This is a genomic window from Pseudomonas sp. SMN11 (assembly GCF_052041945.1).
Classification (GTDB): Bacteria; Pseudomonadota; Gammaproteobacteria; order Pseudomonadales; family Pseudomonadaceae; genus Aquipseudomonas.
The window spans coordinates 49,199-66,510 of sequence record NZ_JBKGGW010000017.1; the positions used below are offsets into that span (position 1 = coordinate 49,199).

15 protein-coding genes are annotated in these 17,312 nt (G+C 62.3%); 12 read left to right on the top strand and 3 right to left on the bottom strand.

Annotated elements, in window-relative coordinates:
* Positions 1–18: 18 nt before the first annotated feature.
* Together ACLEJU_RS15930 and ACLEJU_RS15935 are read left to right on the top strand one after the other, a co-directional pair.
* Positions 19–1,584 (top strand): GumC family protein, encoded by a 1,566-nt coding sequence (locus ACLEJU_RS15930; protein ID WP_435422721.1) that lies wholly within the window; start codon positions 19–21, stop codon positions 1,582–1,584.
* Positions 1,585–1,595: 11 nt separating this feature from the next.
* Positions 1,596–2,402: a CpsD/CapB family tyrosine-protein kinase gene (locus ACLEJU_RS15935; RefSeq protein ID WP_400729335.1), complete on the top strand. Its 807-nt coding sequence runs from the start codon at positions 1,596–1,598 to the stop codon at positions 2,400–2,402.
* Between the two features lie 282 nt (positions 2,403–2,684).
* Here ACLEJU_RS15935 and galE read toward each other — a convergent pair whose 3' ends face one another.
* The 3 genes from galE to ACLEJU_RS15950 form a co-directional block, all read right to left on the bottom strand.
* On the bottom strand, positions 2,685–3,647 hold the full coding sequence (galE, locus tag ACLEJU_RS15940) for a UDP-glucose 4-epimerase GalE (RefSeq protein ID WP_435422722.1): 963 nt from the start codon (positions 3,645–3,647) through the stop codon (positions 2,685–2,687).
* Positions 3,648–3,722: 75 nt separating this feature from the next.
* Complete coding sequence (locus ACLEJU_RS15945; protein ID WP_435422723.1) at positions 3,723–6,323, bottom strand: glycosyl hydrolase family 5; 2,601 nt, start codon at positions 6,321–6,323, stop codon at positions 3,723–3,725.
* 4 nt (positions 6,324–6,327) lie between these two features.
* Positions 6,328–7,854, bottom strand: a complete 1,527-nt coding sequence (locus ACLEJU_RS15950) for an O-antigen ligase family protein (protein WP_435422724.1) — start codon at positions 7,852–7,854, stop codon at positions 6,328–6,330.
* A 377-nt stretch (positions 7,855–8,231) separates the two neighbouring features.
* On the opposite strand from ACLEJU_RS15950, the gene ACLEJU_RS15955 reads away from it, so the two are divergent.
* The 10 genes from ACLEJU_RS15955 to ACLEJU_RS16000 all read left to right on the top strand — a co-directional run bounded on the left by ACLEJU_RS15955 (position 8,232) and on the right by ACLEJU_RS16000 (position 17,160).
* Complete coding sequence (locus ACLEJU_RS15955; protein ID WP_435422725.1) at positions 8,232–8,354, top strand: hypothetical protein; 123 nt, start codon at positions 8,232–8,234, stop codon at positions 8,352–8,354.
* Entirely contained in the window at positions 8,351–9,817 is a 1,467-nt protein-coding gene (locus ACLEJU_RS15960) for an FAD-dependent oxidoreductase (protein ID WP_435422726.1), read from the top strand. Before ACLEJU_RS15955 ends, ACLEJU_RS15960 begins: the two co-directional genes overlap by 4 nt.
* A 121-nt stretch (positions 9,818–9,938) precedes the next feature.
* Positions 9,939–10,556 (top strand): acyltransferase, encoded by a 618-nt coding sequence (locus tag ACLEJU_RS15965; protein WP_435422727.1) that lies wholly within the window; start codon positions 9,939–9,941, stop codon positions 10,554–10,556.
* Positions 10,549–11,505 carry a glycosyltransferase family 2 protein gene (locus tag ACLEJU_RS15970; RefSeq protein ID WP_435422728.1) on the top strand — a complete coding sequence of 319 codons (957 nt, stop codon included), beginning with the start codon at positions 10,549–10,551 and terminating at the stop codon, positions 11,503–11,505. Before ACLEJU_RS15965 ends, ACLEJU_RS15970 begins: the two co-directional genes overlap by 8 nt.
* 8 nt (positions 11,506–11,513) lie before the next feature.
* Positions 11,514–12,038, top strand: a complete 525-nt coding sequence (locus ACLEJU_RS15975; RefSeq protein WP_294338275.1) for a serine O-acetyltransferase — start codon at positions 11,514–11,516, stop codon at positions 12,036–12,038.
* 28 nt (positions 12,039–12,066) lie between these two features.
* Positions 12,067–13,044, top strand: a complete 978-nt coding sequence (locus ACLEJU_RS15980; protein WP_435422729.1) for a glycosyltransferase family 2 protein — start codon at positions 12,067–12,069, stop codon at positions 13,042–13,044.
* Positions 13,045–13,051: 7 nt separating this feature from the next.
* Positions 13,052–13,999 carry a DUF535 family protein gene (locus tag ACLEJU_RS15985; protein WP_435422730.1) on the top strand — a complete coding sequence of 316 codons (948 nt, stop codon included), beginning with the start codon at positions 13,052–13,054 and terminating at the stop codon, positions 13,997–13,999.
* Positions 14,000–14,021: 22 nt separating this feature from the next.
* Positions 14,022–15,227, top strand: a complete 1,206-nt coding sequence (locus ACLEJU_RS15990; RefSeq protein WP_435422731.1) for a glycosyltransferase — start codon at positions 14,022–14,024, stop codon at positions 15,225–15,227.
* Positions 15,221–16,408 carry a glycosyltransferase family 2 protein gene (locus ACLEJU_RS15995; RefSeq protein WP_435422732.1) on the top strand — a complete coding sequence of 396 codons (1,188 nt, stop codon included), beginning with the start codon at positions 15,221–15,223 and terminating at the stop codon, positions 16,406–16,408. The genes ACLEJU_RS15990 and ACLEJU_RS15995 overlap by 7 nt, the downstream gene beginning before the upstream one ends.
* Positions 16,408–17,160 (top strand): WecB/TagA/CpsF family glycosyltransferase, encoded by a 753-nt coding sequence (locus tag ACLEJU_RS16000; RefSeq protein ID WP_435422733.1) that lies wholly within the window; start codon positions 16,408–16,410, stop codon positions 17,158–17,160. Before ACLEJU_RS15995 ends, ACLEJU_RS16000 begins: the two co-directional genes overlap by 1 nt.
* The last annotated feature ends 152 nt before the right edge of the window (positions 17,161–17,312 follow it).

Below are 17,312 nucleotides of genomic sequence, written 5' to 3' on the forward strand. Positions count from 1 at the left end.
TTCGGATTGGTGGCCACTATGAAATCTGAGTACGAGCTTTCTATCAAAGATTACGTCGCCATCATCAAGGACCGTGCCTTGCTGCTGGCGATCGTCATAGTGGTCGTGGTGGCCGCTACCATCGGGGTGGCGATCAGTGTGCCGCCAATCTATCAATCGACCGGGACCATTCTGGTAGAGTCGCAGCAGATCTCCCCAGACCTGGTCTCGGCCGGCAACAACACCTTCGCCGATGAGCGTATCGAGGTCATCCGCCAGCGGGTGATGACCCGCGAGAACCTGGCGCGGATCATCGAGAAGTACAACCTGTTCGCTGACCGCGGCAGCCGCTTCAGCGAAACCGACAAGATCGAGCAGATGCGCAGTGCGATCGTGGTCGCAACGCTCAGCACGTATGTCAAGGGGCGCGGCGAGGCCACCGTGGCCTTCACCGTATCGTATGAAGACAAACGCGCGGACGTGGCCAAGGAAGTGGCTGACGAACTGGTGTCGCTGTTCCTCAACGAGAACATGAAGCAGCGTACCGAACGCGCCACCGAAACCACCGAGTTCCTCTCCCAGGAAGCTGACAAGCTCGGCGCCGAGCTGGCCGATCTGGAAAACAAGCTGGCGGACTTCAAGCAGGCGCATTCCAATGCCTTGCCTGAAAACCAGCAGTTGCGCATGAGCATGTTGTCGCGCTCGGAACTGGAGTTCCGTGAGGTGGATCGTGACTACAAGGCTGCGCAGGAAGAACTGCGCTATCTGGAACTGGAACTGGCGGCGGCCAACTCCGGCGTGCCGACCCAGGCGGCCAATGGCAGGGCCGTTGCCCCAGACCCTCAGGATCTGCCAGGGCTGAAGGCCGAGTACGCCCGACTGCTGACCAAATACACCGAAGCGCATCCGGACGTGGTGGCGATAAAGCGCAAGATCGACGCGCTCAAGGCATCCGGTAACCAGGGCATTGCGGCAGTGGCCGGCGGCAACCTCGACGCCGCGCGCGTACGGACCAAGATGGCTGCTGCCCAGTCGCGCATCGCGTCGCTGGCCGACCAGAAGCGCCAGCTGACCACCAAGATGGAAGGCTATGAGGCCGATATCCTCGAGGCGCCGCAAGTCGAGCGCGGCCTGGTGACGCTGCTGCGTGACCATGACAACGCACGCAAGAAATACGAAGAAATACGCAACAAGCAGATGGGCGCGAAGATCACCGAAAGCCTCGAGCAGGAAAACAAGGCCGAGCGCTTCGTTCTGCTGGAGCCGCCGCTGATGCCCGAAAAACCGGTCAAGCCCAACCGCAAGAAAATCGTCGCCCTTGGCCTGGTGCTGGCCCCGGCCGCTGGCGGTGGCCTGGTGATGCTGCTGGAAATGCTCAATCAGCGCGTGCGCGGTGTCGGTGCCCTGGAAAGCGTACTGGGCCGGCGCGTGCTGGTGGCGGTGCCGTATATCCCGACCAAGGCGGACAAAGCCAGGCGCAAGCGGCTGATGTCGATGATGATCGGTGCCGGATTGCTGCTGGTTGCTATCCTGTTGGTGGGCGTCCATATTTTTTACATGCCTTTGGACCTCCTGCTTTTCAAAGCTATGGCTCGGTTTGAATAGGGAGCGCAGCGATGGACAGAAGTACGCCGGCTATTGGTAAGAACATTCACCAGGTTTCACCTGCCACCTCCGATACGGCGCAGGTGCCTTCGGTCATGCAGAAGCCTGGGGAGCTTGGGCAATTCGATTACGTGCAGACCAAGGTAGTGCCGCTGAATGCGGAACACCTGGAGCGTAACCGGATCGTTTCCTTCAACAAGAACTCGAACATGAGCGGGGCGATCGACCTGCTGCGTACCCAGGTGCTGCAGGCCATGGAGGACAATGGCTGGCGCACGCTGGCGATCACCTCGCCAACCCCCGAGGCGGGCAAGACGGTGCTGGCCGTCAACCTGGCCATGAGCATCGCCCACCACACCAACAAGACGGCCCTGTTGGTGGACTTCGACCTGCGCCGCCCACGGGTTGGCAGCAGCCTGGGGTTGCCGATGGAGAAGGCGCTCAACGACGTGCTCAATGGCAAGGCCTGGCTCGAAGAGGCGCTGGTCAACCCGACACTGCCACGCTTTGTCGTGCTGCCGACGCGAGAGCCGGTACCGATGTCTACCGAGGTGCTGTCGTCAGCCAAGGTCAACAACCTGATCACCGACCTGCGCGACCGCTATGACTCGAGGATCTGCATCTTTGACTTGCCGCCATTGCTGAGTTCGGATGACGCGATCACCGTGCTGCCGAAGTTCGACTGCGTGTTGCTGGTCGTGGCCAACGGCATGAACAGCAAGAAGGACATCGAGGATTGCCTGTATCACCTGGCCTCATCGAACCTGGTAGGGGCGGTGTTGAACAAGGCGGATGAGCAGCTGCGGACTTATTACTAGGGGCGCGTGCCTCGGAGCCAGCAACCGCCTTGCTCCATTTTCAAAGTTGGCGCTATCCCCTGTGGGAGCCGCGCTTGCCAGCGACGGGCTGCGAAGCGGCCCCCGCTTTGAATATCCGCAATAGATCGAAAGTCGCCGCTCGGGGAGTGATCGCTATCGATCAAGACTCCTGCACACTGGGGCCGCTTCGCAGCCCATCGCCGGCAAGCGCGGCTCCCAGAGGGATCGCGTCGATTTTAAGAGTCTATGCGAGAGAATCGAAGCGTCTTTCAACCAGCAACGTCACTTCCAGGGATATTTCAACTCCCACGCCCATGCATGGCTCACGATCTCATCCAGTGAAGTGTGCGCCGGCTGCCAGCCCAATACCGACCTGGCTTTTTCAGCATCCGCCACCAGCCGGGGTGGGTCGCCAGCGCGGCGGGTGGCCTCGATCACAGTGATCGATCGCCCGGTCACCGTGCGTGCCGTCTCGATCACTTCCTGCACCGAGAACCCCAGACCGTTGCCCAGGTTGAAGGCCGCAGTCGCACCCCCAGCTAGCAGGTACTCCACTGCCAGGGCGTGCGCCGAAGCCAGGTCGGCAACGTGGATATAGTCACGGATGCAGGTACCGTCCGGGGTGTCGTAGTCATGGCCGAACACGGTCACGGCCTCGCGCCGCCCGGAGGCCGCCTGCAGGATCAGCGGAATCAGGTGGGTTTCCGGCTCGTGGCATTCGCCCAGTTCGCCGTCCGGGTCAGCACCGGCCGCGTTGAAGTAACGCAAGCTCACCGAACGCAGGCCATAGGCCCGGTCGAAATCTTCGAGCATCTGCTCCACCATCCATTTGGTGCGCCCGTAGGGGTTGATCGGCACCTTGGAGTGTTGCTCGTCGATGGGTACATACTGAGGGTCGCCGTACACGGCGGCACTTGAGGAGAAGATCAGCCGCTTGATGCCTGCTCGTACCATCGCCTCCAACAGGCTCAGGGTCGCACAGACGTTGTTCTGGTAGTATTTGTCGGGGTCTGCCACCGACTCGCCAACCTGGATGAACGAGGCGAAATGGAACACGGCATCGAAGTGATAGTCGTTGAACAGGGCGTCCAGCGCGTGGCCGTCGGCGATGTCCAGGCAATCCCACTCGATGCCGGGCGCCGGCGCGTGAAGGTCTGCAACCACCACCTCATGGCCGGCACGCAGCAGGTGCTTGACCATGTGTGAACCGATATAACCTGCACCACCGACAACCAAGTACTTCATCCAATCCTCCTGGAACAGACGTAGCGTCGAATGCCTGGAATACAGGGCTTCAATGACTGTAGATGGCGATATGCCCTATTTCAAGAACAGCCAGTTGGCCATGTGCAGGCCATCGAACGTGATCAGGTAGCGCCCATCCTTGTAGCTCGCAGGCAGGGTATTTTCCTTGCCGTCGCTGCTGCGGCTGTAGAGCTTCAAGCCCGCTGGCGCCTTGATGCTCAGGCTGCCTTCGAGCGGTTCGACATGGAACGGGGTGACGTCTTCGGGCCTGGGGATGGCGCGGCTGCCCAGCGAAATGAGCAGGCTGCGCGACTGGGTGAGCGGCTTGCTGTCCAGGCTCTGCACCACGACACTGGCATAGCCGGTTTTCAGCTGGACCTGAATGTCACCCACGCTCAGCGACTGGCCACCCAGCCAGCCAGTCGCCGCCTGCGTCATGGGCGTATCGATGGTGTAAAGGCCTTGCTGCCAGTTGTGGCGCAGCTGGCCGCTGTCGCTTACGGCTTCGCTGGCATTGGCATCGATCAGCGACTGCCCAGGGTCTTTCAGCACCTGTGCGTCTGCAGGTATCACGCCGGCCTGCAACCACGGCAACTCTGGGGTTTGCGGCATGGCGATCTGCAGGCGGCCTTTCTCCATGGCGGTGCGCAGCAATACCGAGTTGGCCGGTGAGATCTCCTGGTTGAACAGGGTCGCTGCCGTGGGCGCGAAGACGTAGCGGGTCTTGGCCGGGTGCACGTCCTGGCGCCGATAGAGCAGGGCGGCCGCGGGGAGGGTAGCGATCAGCCCCGGGTCGTTGTAGGCGTTCCAGTTGTCGGCCCGGCGCCATTGTTCGAAGAACGCCTGCTGGCTGTAGGCGTATTGCATGATCGCGTCCCAACCCTGGTGGCTACCGGTGCTGCCCACGTAAAGCGGCAGCGTGTGGCGGTCGGGCAGGGGGAAGGGCTCGGCGTTCCACTCGGTGACGGTCATCGGCTTGCCCAGCACCTGGGCTGCGCCTAGCCAGTTGATCATGCCGTCGCTGCTCAGCGGGTTCTTCTCCAGTTGCCCAAGGCCGCCGTAGCTGTGGGCGTCGACCACGTCACCGGCCGTCAATGCGGGTAGCGAGGACAGGCCATTGAGGCCCCAGGTGCTGGTGGTGGCAATAGGTACCTTGACCCCGAGCGTGCGCAGGTAACCGATCATGTCGGCATAGAAACGCTGTTCCAGGTCGTTGAGGAACAGCTTCGACGGGCCGTGCTCCCAGGCGCGCCAGGTCTTGTCCGCAGGCAGGTCGTGGCGCTGGGCAAAGGCCTTGGCCTGGTCCATATACAGGCGGCTGTGCTTGGGCACATCCTTGTCTGGCAGCAGGGCGTTGCCGAAGTGGTGGGTGACATCGTTCTCGTTGGTGATCAGCACGGCGGCAATCGCCGGGTCGTCCTTGTAGGCGAGCCCGGTGTAGCTGTTGACGTGGGTCAGGTACTGCTCGGCAAAGCGCTTCAAGGCCTGCTGCATGGTGACGTTGACGAACAGGTAACCCTTGAGGCCAGCGACAGCGTGGTCCTTGGGCAGCTCGTCGAAGCCATAGATGTTGTCAGCCGCCGTGACTGGCCGCGACACATGCAGGTCGAGCCACACGTAGATACCTTCGTCCTTGAGGCTCTTGATCCACAGGTCGATCTTCTTCAGCGACTCGGCGCTGAGCTGCTGGGTGTCCTTGATCTGCTGCAGGTCGCCGAAGATGTTGGGGGTCACCCAGGGGGAATCATGGTGGTGCAGGCGTACGAGGTTGAAGCCTAGGGCCGACAGGCGCTTGGCCTGTAGTTTGATTTCCTCGTCGGGCGTACGGAACAGCGAATAGGCTGACAGGTTGGTGCCCCAGAAACGCACCGGGGTGCCGTCGGCAAACACCAGCTGCTCGCCATCGGCCTTGACGAAGCCACGCTTGCCGGCCGGTTTTTCCGGCGTGTTGAGAAACGACAGGTCAACCGGTGAAGTGCGCCAGTCGAGCTGGTCATCCGGCCACGTCGTGGGGTCGGTCATGCCAAAGCGTTCAGTGGCGGTCTGGCCAATGATGATATCCCCGGTCACGCTCAGCTGTGCCTTGATCTGCTGTTGCCCAGGCTTGATCGGGTCGGTGTAGAAGAAGGTGCGCACCTGGTCGGTGTTGCCACGTTCGAAATACACCTTCGCCAGCGGTGGGTCGAAGCGCATTTCGACGTGTGGTCCTTGGGGGTTCTTGCCCCACGCCCAACCGCGGTTATCGGGCAACAGCACCGGGTCGCCCATTCCCCCGGCAATCAACGTGGGGTCGAAGCGCCAGACGATACCGCCCCCCATCACGTTGCTCTGCCTGCTGTGTGCCTGCAGGTCGAAGTCCCAGGTGAGGGTTTGCGCCTGGGGCTTCTGGATGTCGGCCTTGAGGTCGAAGTCCAGGTCCTTGTTGCTGCCGGTCAGTGTGTAGCGGTAGGGGCCATCGACCTTGAGCGCAGGATAGAACCCGGTCCAGCCCCAGTTCGCGCCCCAGAAGTCGAAGCTGGGCACGAAGGCCGGGCCACCCCCGTGGGTCAGCGTGGGCAGGCCGTTCTGTTCGTCGACACGCACGACCCAATCGGATGCCCCGGCGCCCACTGGCAATGCCAGCAGGCCGACCAGTAGCGATGTGCGGGTCCATGTACACAGGGCAAGGCTGGGCATCGAACTACCTCGGTTGAAGGCTGATGGTGGTCACCTGGCTGGTCTCTGTAGCGGCCTGTCGGCGCATCATCTGGATGTAGGCGACGCTGAGCCCGGCAATCGACCAGTACACGATCGGGATGACCGTGATGCTGCTGACGGTGAAAATGGTGACCAGGATCCCCAGCAAGGTCGCCAGCAATACCCGCCCCAACAGGCGATACGGGTCAGCGTTGTCGTTGATCGCGCGCATCGCCCGGTGCATACCCAGCAGGATGCAGCCGAAAAAGCCCAGGAACAGCCCCAACCCCACCAGGCCGATGCGCAGGGCCAGGCCAACGTAGGTGTTGACGATGTCGATGATGCCTTCGCCCTGGATCATCGATTGCATTTCCGGGGTGCTGCGGTAGTCGAAGGAGCCGAACAGCGGGTTGCGCTGGATGACGATCCATGAATTGTCGAGCAGGCGCTGGCGGTAGGTGATGTTCTCCGTGTCCACCTTGCCGATGAAGGGCAGCAGGTCGAGTATCTTGTCGCCGCCGGGCACGACGCTCAGCAGCGGTATGCTCAGCACCCCGGCCAGGGCCAGCAACGCCAGGCGCGACACGGCGCGCCTGCCCAGCGCGATGAACACCACCACGATTACCCCTGCGCCAATCCAGGGGCCGCGCGAGAGTGGGGCAAACAGCCCTGCGGCCAGCAGCAGGGCGCCCAGGTAGCGGTGCACAGGCCGTTGCACGAAGTGCTGCACGAACAGGAACAAGCCGATGGCCACGGCCATCACGTAGCCGAGCACGATCGCCTGCCCGGTGGTGACACTGGCACGCAACGAGCCACCACGGCTCAGATAGGCTTTCATGTCCCATTGCAGGCCCAGGGCATCGAGCAGGGCGTTGTACAGCAGCCAGTTACGTACGTACTCGGCAACGCCGAGCAGCGCCAGGAGAAAGCCAACGAGGACGAACGCGAGCATGGCGTCCTTGAAGTCACTGAGTTCACGCAAGCCACGGCTGGCCACGTAATAGGGCAGGAACACATCGATGTACAGGCTCAGCACCTGGCGCAGCGTGTCGGTGACGGTGGTTTCGCGCAGCGCCAACGCACTGGTCAGCACCAGGCTGGCCAGCAGCAGCTTGTCGGGCAGCAGGCGGCCGAAGCGAATGCTCTCGCTTTGCTTGCGCAGCACCAGCGCCGCCGGCAGCAGCACGCACAGCGTCAGGACGCGTTGATGGTTGATGTCGAACAGGTAGTTGATCACGCCAAAACCGGGTATTTCGGTCATTGCTGGCGGGATCAGGAACAGCAACATGAAAAACAGCGCCAGCGGGTTGTGCTCGCGGCGCTGGGCAACCAGCAGGATGACCGTGGCGGCGCCGGCATACAGCCAGAAGCTGTGGGCGAAGAATGCCGCCAGGGTCAGGACAAACCACAGGTTGCGGCGTCGCTTGAAGTCCGCCAGGGGGATCAGGTCCGTTGCCGGACGCCGGGCCATGAAGAAAACCACACTGGCCACAAGCACAATGACGACCAGGGCTCTTAAATGTTCAGGCATGGGTTGTAGGTACCTATCCCTCGGTGGACTGGATGGAGGCTAGCATCGTGGCTAAATGAAACTATAGTGAGTTCTAGCCATTCGGTCAGAGATTGAAGTCATGCAGTCGATTGAAGTTGTGGCGATGCGAAAAATCCAGCACAGGCGCGTGACGCAGGTTATGCCTATGATTGCGATAGGGGCACAGAGTGCCTCTCTGTCGACGCGCTTTTTCGATTGACCCTGATGGTCGCCCGACAAGGCCCGCGGTAGAGAGCGGGGCATAAGAAAATCAACGGTATGGGGCTGTGATCATGGGGAAGCTGCAGTTTTGTACTCCGTTGCTGGGGCGGAGAGGCTTTCTACGTAACTGTGTCTTGTTGAGTGCCGGAGTGGCCGTGTTCGGTGTCTGCGTCAATGCCAGCGCCAATGCAGCGCGCAAACCAGAGCCAAAGGGCGGCTTCGTCATCATCAATGGCTGGGTGTTGCCGGTGGGGTACTTCCAGGACGGACGCGCATGATCAAGGACTACGACACCGACAAGACCCTGCGTGATGCTTACGACTTCTGCATCATCGGTGCAGGCCCTGCGGGGATCACGCTGGCCTTGCGCCTGGCAGCTGCGGGATGGAGCGTGGCGTTGCTCGAAGGGGGCGCGCGCGAATACACGCCGCGCTCGCAGGCGCTGTACAAGTGCACCTCCACCGGCCTCGAGCTGTATCCCGGCGAAGCCCGCCTGCGTTACCTGGGCGGCACCTCCAATCACTGGATGGGGCGTTGCCGGCCATTCACTGAATCTGATTTTGCCGTGCCACCGCCCGTCGACATGCCCGGTTGGCCGATCACCTACGCTGAAATCGAGCGCTATCTGCCGGGCGCCATGGAGATCGTCGATCTGCCCCAGGGCGCGGAGTTTCGCGCGGTGAACCCGGGCTTGAAAGGTGGCGATTTCGATGCCGACCGTTTCCTGCTCAGCCCGCCAACACGCTTTGCGCAGAAGTACGCCACGGCGCTCGACGAAACGCCTGGGCTGGATGTGTTCATCAACTGCAACTGCGTCGACCTCCTGTTCGATCAGGTCAACGGCCGGTTGAAAGCTGTTCAGGTGTCCGATTACGACGGCAAGCGTCAGCCGGTCACCGCGCGCAACTACATCCTGGCCATGGGCGCCATTGAAAACGCCAGGCAGCTGCTCAACAGCCAGTCGTTGGCGGACGCGGGCATCGTGCGCAAGGACGGCCTGGTCGGTCGGTGCTTCATGGAGCACCTGAATATCGACATGGGCAAGTTCATACTGCGCAGCGGGGAGGACACCGAGCCGCGTCAATACTTCACCACCGATGCCTTCGTCGCCGAATACCACGCCGGCAAGGGCAATGTACTGGCGTCGGTGCTGGATGATGTGCGGACCTATGGCCGCACGGCGGAAGTGAAGCACTTTCTGGAAAACCTGGCCTGCGAAATGGGCGTGGCCAGCAAGATCGAATTCGTGGCCAAGTTCAGCTGCCCGGGCGATGGCGTGATCACCACGCTGATCGAGCAGTTCCCCAACGTTCAGAGCCGTATCTCGTTGCTGGATGAAAAGGACGAACTGGGCGTGGCCAAGGTCAATGTCAACTGGGTATTGAGCGCTGATGACCGGCACACCATCAAGTGCATCGGCAACGAATTGGCCAAGCAGTTTGCCGAAATGGGCCTGGGTTTCATCAAGCTCAGCGATTACGTCTACGACACCAGCCTGCCGCTGACGTTGTCGCCGCATGCGCATCACATGGGCACCACGCGAATGGCCGCCGCCGCGAAGGACGGGGTAGTCGATACCAACTGCAAGGTATTCGGCATCGAAAACCTCTATGTCGCCGGCAGCAGTATCTTCGCCACCGGCGGAGCCTCGAACCCGACCATGCCACTGCTGCAGTTCGCCTTGAGGCTGGCCGACCACCTCAACGAGAAGATGAACACCATAAAGGGAGCGGCGGCCTGAACCGGCAGAACTGAAGTAGCGGTGTGAAAGGGTTGAGTGCGACAGGGTCAGCACCTACAAGAACGAGACCGTGTTCGCCTCAGGGACAGTCCAGGATCGCTTGATTTGCGAGGCTTGCCATATGTTTGGATGGATACGCAATGCAGTGGCGCATTATGCCAACACCACCGGGCGAGGCGTTACGGCCTACCTGAAACTTTGCAAACCGACACCGAGGCAGTGGGGCGAATTCCAGTACCGATGGGGCAGGTTCTATTCCGTGGGCAACAACTTTCACATGAATGTGGGCTGCAACGTCACCGACCCGGCGCTGGTGCGCATCGGCAACAACGTCGGCTTGTCCGATTGCACGCTGCTTGGCCACGACGGCGTGGTCGCGCTGATCGAACTGTGCTACGGCAAGAAGCTGGACTCGGTCGGTGTCATCGATGTCAGGGACAACAGCTTTGTCGGCCATGGTGCGATCGTCATGCCGCGCGTGACCATCGGGCCTGATTCGGTGGTGGCTGCTGGTGCCGTGGTGACCAAGGACGTGCCCCCGGGGACCGTGGTCGGCGGCAACCCGGCCAAGTTCATCTGCACCACTGAAGACCTGATCAAGCGGGTCGAAGAGCGTTGCAACGCCTACCCCTGGATAGACCTGATCAAGCAACGCAAAGGCTCGTTTGACCCGGCACTGGAGTCAACGTTGGCTATGCACCGGCGTCGCTTCTTCTTCGGGGACGGCAGCAATGGATAAGAAGCCAGTCGATGTGATGGTGGTCAACTTCAACACCGCAGCGTTGCTGCAGCCGATGTTCGATGCACTGCGCGCTGCGGGTGGTGAGGCGTTGGCCAGCTACCTGGTGGTGGACAATGCCTCGGTTGACGACTCGGTGGAGCGCCTGGGCAAGGTCTGCCCTGAAGCGCTGTTGCTGAGCAACAAGCTCAACGTCGGTTTTGGCCGCGCCAACAATCAGTTGCTGGCGCACCTGCAAGGCAAGTACGCGCTGCTGCTCAATACCGATGCCTTCGTGGCTGCCGACAGCTTGCAGAAAACCGTCGACTACATGGAAGCACACCCGGAATGCGGCATTCTTGGCGTGCGCCTGGTGGGCCGGGATGGCGATCTGCAGCCGAGCTGCCGCTATTTCCCGACCCCGTTGAACGTGTTCGTCGGGCGCACCGGGCTCGGGCGTTTCTTCCCGGGGCTGAAAATGGTCGATGAAATGGACTGGGACCACGCCTCGGTACGTGAGTGCGACTGGCTGCCCGGTTGCTTCTACCTGGTGCGCCGTGAAGTGCTCGACCAGGTAGGGCTGTTCGATCCGCGCTACTTCCTTTATTACGAGGAAGTGGACCACTGCAAGCGGGTGAAGGCGGCCGGCTGGAAAGTGGTGTACTTCCCCGACACCACCGTGGTGCATATCGGTGGTGAAAGCTCCAAGTCGGTGGCCGAACTGGAAGCGGCGAGCCGGCAGATATCCGGTTATCAGATCGAGAGCGAGCTGTTGTATTTCCGCAAGCATCACGGCGCGGCGGGGCTGGCACTGCACATGCTGCTGGTGAGCCTGGGCGACCTGGTGCTGGCGCTCAAGGCATTGCTCAAAGGCCGCGGCCTGGTTGCGATCAAGGCGTGCTGGCGGCATGCCCGCGCCACCTGGTCACTGCTGTTCAAGACCCAGTTTGCCAGCCAACCCACACGGTAGGTGAAACCATGTTCGATAACATCCGTGCAGACTTGCGCGCGCATGGGGGTGATTGGGGCGCCCAGGGCTTCTGGGTGCTGCTGGTCTACCGCTTTGGCCGCTGGCGTTATGGCGTACGCCCGGCGCTACTGCGAAAAGTGTGCTCCTTCGTCTACAAGGTGCTGTTCAAGTTCGTGCAGATCATCACCGGGGTCGAACTGCCCTGCGAGGTGGTAATTGGCCGCAACTTCGTCATCGACCACTTCGGCGGCATCGTCATCAGTGGCTATGCGCGTTTTGGCGATGACTGCCGGATCCGCAACGGCGTGGTGGTGGGCCTGAAGAATGTCGACGAACCCATCGCCCCGGTGTTCGGCAACAACGTGGATATCGGCGCCGGCGCCAAGGTGCTGGGCAATATACGCATCGGTAACAACGTGACGATAGGCTCGAACGCGGTGGTGCTGATCGATGTGCCGGACAACTGCCTGGCAGTGGGAGTGCCCGCGACCATCAAGGCGCGCAAGCACAGCGATGCGGTGCAGTACACCTGACCCAGCCCGAAGCTGATGAGTGAGGCCCATGGATACAGGCATTGGAGTGGTGGTGATCGGCCGCAACGAGGGCCAGCGCCTGGAGCGCTGCCTGTTGTCGCTGATGGGGCGTGCGGACCAGCTGGTGTACGTGGATTCCGGCTCCTCCGACGGCTCGGTACAGCTGGCGCATCGGCTGGGCGTCGAAGTGGTGGCGCTGGACATGACGCAACCCTTTACCGCTGCAAGAGCGCGCAACGAAGGCTTTGCCTGCCTGCAAGGCATCGTGCCCGGTATCCGCCATGTACAGTTCGTCGACGGCGACTGCGAAGTGGATGCCAACTGGCTGGGCAAGGCCCAGGCGTTCCTCGACGAGCACCCGGACGTGGCAGTGGTTTGCGGCCGCCGCCGCGAACGGTTCCCACAGCGCTCGGTGTACAACCTGCTGTGCGATCTGGAGTGGGACACACCCGTTGGGGAAGCCAAGGCCTGCGGCGGTGATGCACTGATGCGTGTCGACGCCTTCATGGCGGTGTCCGGTTTTCGTCCGGAACTGATTGCCGGCGAAGAGCCGGAGCTGTGCGTGCGCTTGCGCGCGGGCGGCTGGAAGGTCTGGCGCCTGCCCGATGAAATGACCCTGCACGATGCCGCCATGACCCGATTCGGGCAATGGTGGCGGCGTAGTCTACGTGCCGGTTATGCCTACGCCGAAGGCGCGTACCTGCATGGTCAGACGCCGGAGCGCCATTGGTTGCGTGAATCACGGCGCGCGTGGTTATGGGGCCTGAACCTGCCGCTGGCAATCCTCGCCGTGAGTCTGTTGTCGGGCGGTTGGGGGCTGTTGCTGTTGCTGATCTATCCGCTGCAGATCGTGCGCCTGGCCCGCCGGGGTGAGCGTTCGACGCGGGAAAACTGGTGGCAGGCGGTGTTCCTGGTGCTGGGCAAGTTCCCGGAAATGCTCGGCCAGGCGAAGTTCCTGCTGAACAGGTATGCGGCCGGCAAGGCGCTGCTGATCGAGTACAAATGACATGACGATGACGTTCAGATCGCTGGCCAAGAGCGTACTCACCTTGCAGCCCGGTTATTCGCTGCGCGCGCTCAACAACAAGTACAAGTTGACGGTATCCATGGCCCGGGAGTGGTCCGGCTTGCAGGCCTTCGCCCAGCGCATGTCCCGGGCACTGGGCCAGGACCGCTTCGAGCGGTTGGGCGTCGATTGCATTGGCGTCGTTCAGTGGCCTTACATCAGCAAATGCTGGAGCGCCCCGCAGCGTCTGGAAGCAGTGGCGTCGCACTATGAAGTGGTCGCTGCGCAATGTGCCCCGTTGCTGCTGCTGCGACGTGACGAGCACCGGCAGCTGTGCGACCTGTCGGCATACTCCAGCGGCTGCAGCCTGGTGCTTGACCGGCCGATCTGGTTCAAGCGCGAAGGGGAGCTGGTGATCAACCTGTTCCAGGGCGAACTGCGCGTGGCCTCGCTCGCCTTTACCCTGTGCCGTGAAGCGCAGGGCTTGTGCCTGTATATCGGCGCAGTGCAGGGCATCCACAAGGGCGTGGACAGCGAGACCTCGCTGACGATCTACCGCGACCTGACCAAGGACTTCGAAGGCCTGCGCCCCAGAAGCCTGTTGATCGAAGCGATCAAGTGTGTGGCAAGAACGCTGGGGGCCGTGCGTATCTATGCGGTGGGGGACGAGTACCGCCACCATCGCCATCCCTATTTTGGCGCCGACAAGCATCAGGACCTGGCGGCCAACTACGATGTGATCTGGCAGGAAAACGGCGCCGGGCCCTCGGACCGCGAGGACTTTTTCATCATCCCCTTGGCACCCGCGCAACGCGCGGTTGAGGAAGTCGCAGCGAAGAAACGGGCCATGTACCGCAGGCGCCATGCGTTGCTGGATGACGCGTTCGGCCAGATACAAGCCGCCTTGGCCGGCAGCCCTGTGCAGCACAGCACGGCAGGCCTGGCCATTCAGTAAACGGACTCAGATTCGGGGCACTATGCGTATCGCTTATTTCATCAATCAGTATCCCAAGGTCAGTCACAGTTTCATTCGCCGCGAAATACTGGCGCTGGAGCGCCAGGGCATGGAGGTTCAGCGTATCGCCTTGCGAGGCTGGGATGCCGAACTGCACGACGCCGAGGACCTGGCTGAGCGGGGCAAAACCCGCTACGTGCTGCAGGAAGGGCTGAGGGGCTTGTTGAAGCCGTTGTTCGAGATCGTGCGGGCACAACCCAAGCGGTTTCTTGGCGCACTGCGCCTGGCGCTTCGCCTGGGCTGGCGCGCTGATCGTCCATGGCCCTATCACCTGATCTACCTGGCCGAAGCGTGCCGGGTGGTGCAGTGGTTGCAGGCATCCGCTGCGGAACATGTGCACGCGCACTTTGGCACCAACTCGACCGAGGTGGTGATGCTGGCCAATGCCCTCGGCGGGCCGGCCTACAGCTTCACCGTGCATGGGCCGGAAGAATTCGACAAGGCGCAGATCCTGCACCTGGGCGAAAAGGTGCGGCGGGCCGCTTTCGTGGCTGCCGTCAGCTCCTTCGGTCGTAGCCAGTTGTACCGCTGGGTGGCCCATGAGCACTGGGGCAAGGTCAAGGTCGTGCATTGTGGGCTGGAGCGCAGTTTCCACGAGGGCACAGCGCTTGCGCCGCCTGCTGTGCCTCGGCTGGTTTGCGTGGGGCGTCTGTGTGAGCAGAAAGGCCAGCTGCTGCTGATCGAGGCGGCGCGTGTCCTGTTGAGTCGGGGCGTGGCCTTCGAACTGGTGTTGGCCGGCGATGGCGAATTGCGCGGCCCGATCGAGACGTTGATTGCACGGTATGGCTTGCAGGCGCACGTGCGCATCACCGGCTGGATCAGCAGTGCACAGGTGCGGGACGAACTCCTCGCCGCGCGTGCCCTTATACTGCCCAGTTTTGCCGAGGGCTTGCCGGTGGTGATCATGGAGGCCATGGCGTTGCGCCGGCCAGTGCTGACCACCTACGTGGCCGGCATTCCTGAACTGGTCCACCCGGGTGAGAACGGCTGGCTGTTCCCGGCAGGTTCCGTCGAGGCGTTGACCGAGGCCATGCTCGACTGCCTGCAGCAACCGGTGGAGGTTCTGCAGCGCATGGGGGAGGCCGCCTACCAGCGCGTGCTCACGCGCCACGACATCGATACTGAAGCCGCCAGGCTGGTCGGCCATTTCAAGGTGCCGACATGCTGACCCTGTTGAGCGGGCTGTTGGGCCTGGCGGCGCTGCTGGTCCTGTTGCCGACGCTGGTGCTGTTCTCCCAGGTGGTGCTGGCCTGCCTGCCTGCGCCTGTACGAGGCGCCAGCCAAGGTCCTCGTACACGGGTTGCCGTGCTGGTGCCCGCGCACAACGAGGCATCGCTGATCGCGTCGACGCTTGCCAGCATCCGGCCGCAATTGCGTGAAGGCGACCAGCTGCTGGTGGTTGCGGACAACTGCACGGACCAGACCGCAAGCCTGGCCCGCGCGGCAGGCGCGCAGGTGGTCGAGCGCCAGGATCACCAGCGTCGAGGCAAGGGCTACGCATTGGACTTCGGGGTGCAGCATCTGCGCCAGTCGCCCCCCGAGGTACTGATCATCATTGACGCAGACTGCCAGGTAGGGGCCGGTGCGCTCGAACAACTGGCGCGCTGTTGTGTCGACAACGCCCGGCCCGCACAAGCGCTGTATCTGATGCATGCGCCTGCCGGCGCCGGGTTGAAGGTGCAGGTCGCCGCCTTTGCCTGGCGGGTGAAGAACCTGGTCCGCCCGCGTGGTTGGGCCAGGGCGGGCTTGCCCTGTCAGTTGATGGGGGCGGGCATGGCCTTTGCTTGGCAAGACGTGTCGGCCGTCAACCTGGCAACCGGGCACTTGGTCGAAGACCTGAAGCTGGGCCTGGAGTGTGCTGCGCTTGGCAAACCGCCGCTGTTTTGCCCGGAGGCTGTCGTCAACAGTCACTTCCCCACCAGCCAGGAAGGCCTGAGCATCCAGCGCAAGCGTTGGGAGCATGGTCACCTGGGGGTGGTGCTGGCCGAAGGGCCAAGGTTTTTGGGCCGCGCGCTGTTGCAACGCAACTGGCCGCTGTTGGGCATGGCTGCCGACATGCTGGTGCCGCCGCTGGCCTTGTTGTCAATGCTGCTGATGGTGCTTTTTGCGCTCACCTGGCTGGCGTTCGGGGTATTCGGTGTGCTGTTGCCCGCGCTACTTGCCACGCTGGCGTTGGGCCTGCTTGGCGCTGCTGTCCTGCTGGCGTGGGCGCGCTTCGCACGGGAGCTGATCCCGTTCGCTGTACTGATGTACGCGCCTTTCTATGCGGCCAGGAAAATTCCCCTGTACCTGGGGTTTCTACTCAAGCGCCAGGTGGATTGGGTGCGTTCGAAGCGGGATGACAGCTGATGGAAGCATGGGCCTGGCTGCAACGCTGGAAGTCGGTCATGGGCAGGCTGCGCCTGGTCCAGGATGCAACCGACGAGCAACGCCTGCTGGTGTCGCTGAGTTCGCCACAGCGGGCAATTGTGCTGGGCTTCGTCAACGCCCATGCCATGAACCTGGTCGCGGGCAAGGCCGATTACTGTCAGGCACTGGCGGCAGCGGACGTGCTGCTGCGTGATGGTGCCGGTATGGCGATATTGCTGCGGCGCCTGGGGCTGGCCCCCGGGCTCAACATGAACGGCACGGACTTCATCCCCAAGCTGCTGGCGGCCTTCAATGGCAGGCGCGTGGCATTCTGGGGGACGCGCGAGCCGTTCCTGTCCGCGGCCGCTCAGCGCTGCGAAGCGCAATATGGCGTGCACGTGGTGTCACGGCACGATGGCTTTGCCGAGGTAGACACCTACCTCGGCCTCGCCTTGGCTCACCAGCCAGCGCTGATCGTGCTGGGCATGGGGATGCCCAAACAGGAGCAGGTGGCGGCTTGCCTGGCGGCACTCGACAGCCCCTGCCTGATCGTATGCGGCGGCGCCATTATCGACTTTCTGGGCGGCAAGGTAACCCGAGCACCCCACTGGGTAAGGCGGTTGAACGGTGAGTGGGTTTTCAGGTTGCTCAAAGAGCCGAAGCGCCTGTTTACGCGCTATGTGATTGGTAATCCGTTGTTCCTGTTGCGTGCGCTGCTCTATGCCAGGGCACCTGCGCATCGGGCGTCGTGATGAAGCTGAATGCTGCCTGTCGGGGTGGTCGAACGGCTCCGCAGCAAACGCCGGGTGCTGCTACAGTGATATCAATCGACGCGGGGCGCCGTGCTGCAGATTTCCAAAGGTTTTTCAGGTACCTGAGGTGAGTTTCCATCGCTTCGTTGTGA

Coding starts and splice junctions, on each gene's coding strand:
- ACLEJU_RS15930 (WP_435422721.1), top strand. CDS start 19: ATGAAATCTGAGTACGAGCTTTCTATCAAAGATTACGTCGCCATCATC.
- ACLEJU_RS15935 (WP_400729335.1), top strand. CDS start 1,596: ATGGACAGAAGTACGCCGGCTATTGGTAAGAACATTCACCAGGTTTCA.
- galE (WP_435422722.1), bottom strand. CDS start 3,647: ATGAAGTACTTGGTTGTCGGTGGTGCAGGTTATATCGGTTCACACATG.
- ACLEJU_RS15945 (WP_435422723.1), bottom strand. CDS start 6,323: ATGCCCAGCCTTGCCCTGTGTACATGGACCCGCACATCGCTACTGGTC.
- ACLEJU_RS15950 (WP_435422724.1), bottom strand. CDS start 7,854: ATGCCTGAACATTTAAGAGCCCTGGTCGTCATTGTGCTTGTGGCCAGT.
- ACLEJU_RS15960 (WP_435422726.1), top strand. CDS start 8,351: ATGATCAAGGACTACGACACCGACAAGACCCTGCGTGATGCTTACGAC.
- ACLEJU_RS15965 (WP_435422727.1), top strand. CDS start 9,939: ATGTTTGGATGGATACGCAATGCAGTGGCGCATTATGCCAACACCACC.
- ACLEJU_RS15970 (WP_435422728.1), top strand. CDS start 10,549: ATGGATAAGAAGCCAGTCGATGTGATGGTGGTCAACTTCAACACCGCA.
- ACLEJU_RS15975 (WP_294338275.1), top strand. CDS start 11,514: ATGTTCGATAACATCCGTGCAGACTTGCGCGCGCATGGGGGTGATTGG.
- ACLEJU_RS15980 (WP_435422729.1), top strand. CDS start 12,067: ATGGATACAGGCATTGGAGTGGTGGTGATCGGCCGCAACGAGGGCCAG.
- ACLEJU_RS15985 (WP_435422730.1), top strand. CDS start 13,052: ATGACGTTCAGATCGCTGGCCAAGAGCGTACTCACCTTGCAGCCCGGT.
- ACLEJU_RS15990 (WP_435422731.1), top strand. CDS start 14,022: ATGCGTATCGCTTATTTCATCAATCAGTATCCCAAGGTCAGTCACAGT.
- ACLEJU_RS15995 (WP_435422732.1), top strand. CDS start 15,221: ATGCTGACCCTGTTGAGCGGGCTGTTGGGCCTGGCGGCGCTGCTGGTC.
- ACLEJU_RS16000 (WP_435422733.1), top strand. CDS start 16,408: ATGGAAGCATGGGCCTGGCTGCAACGCTGGAAGTCGGTCATGGGCAGG.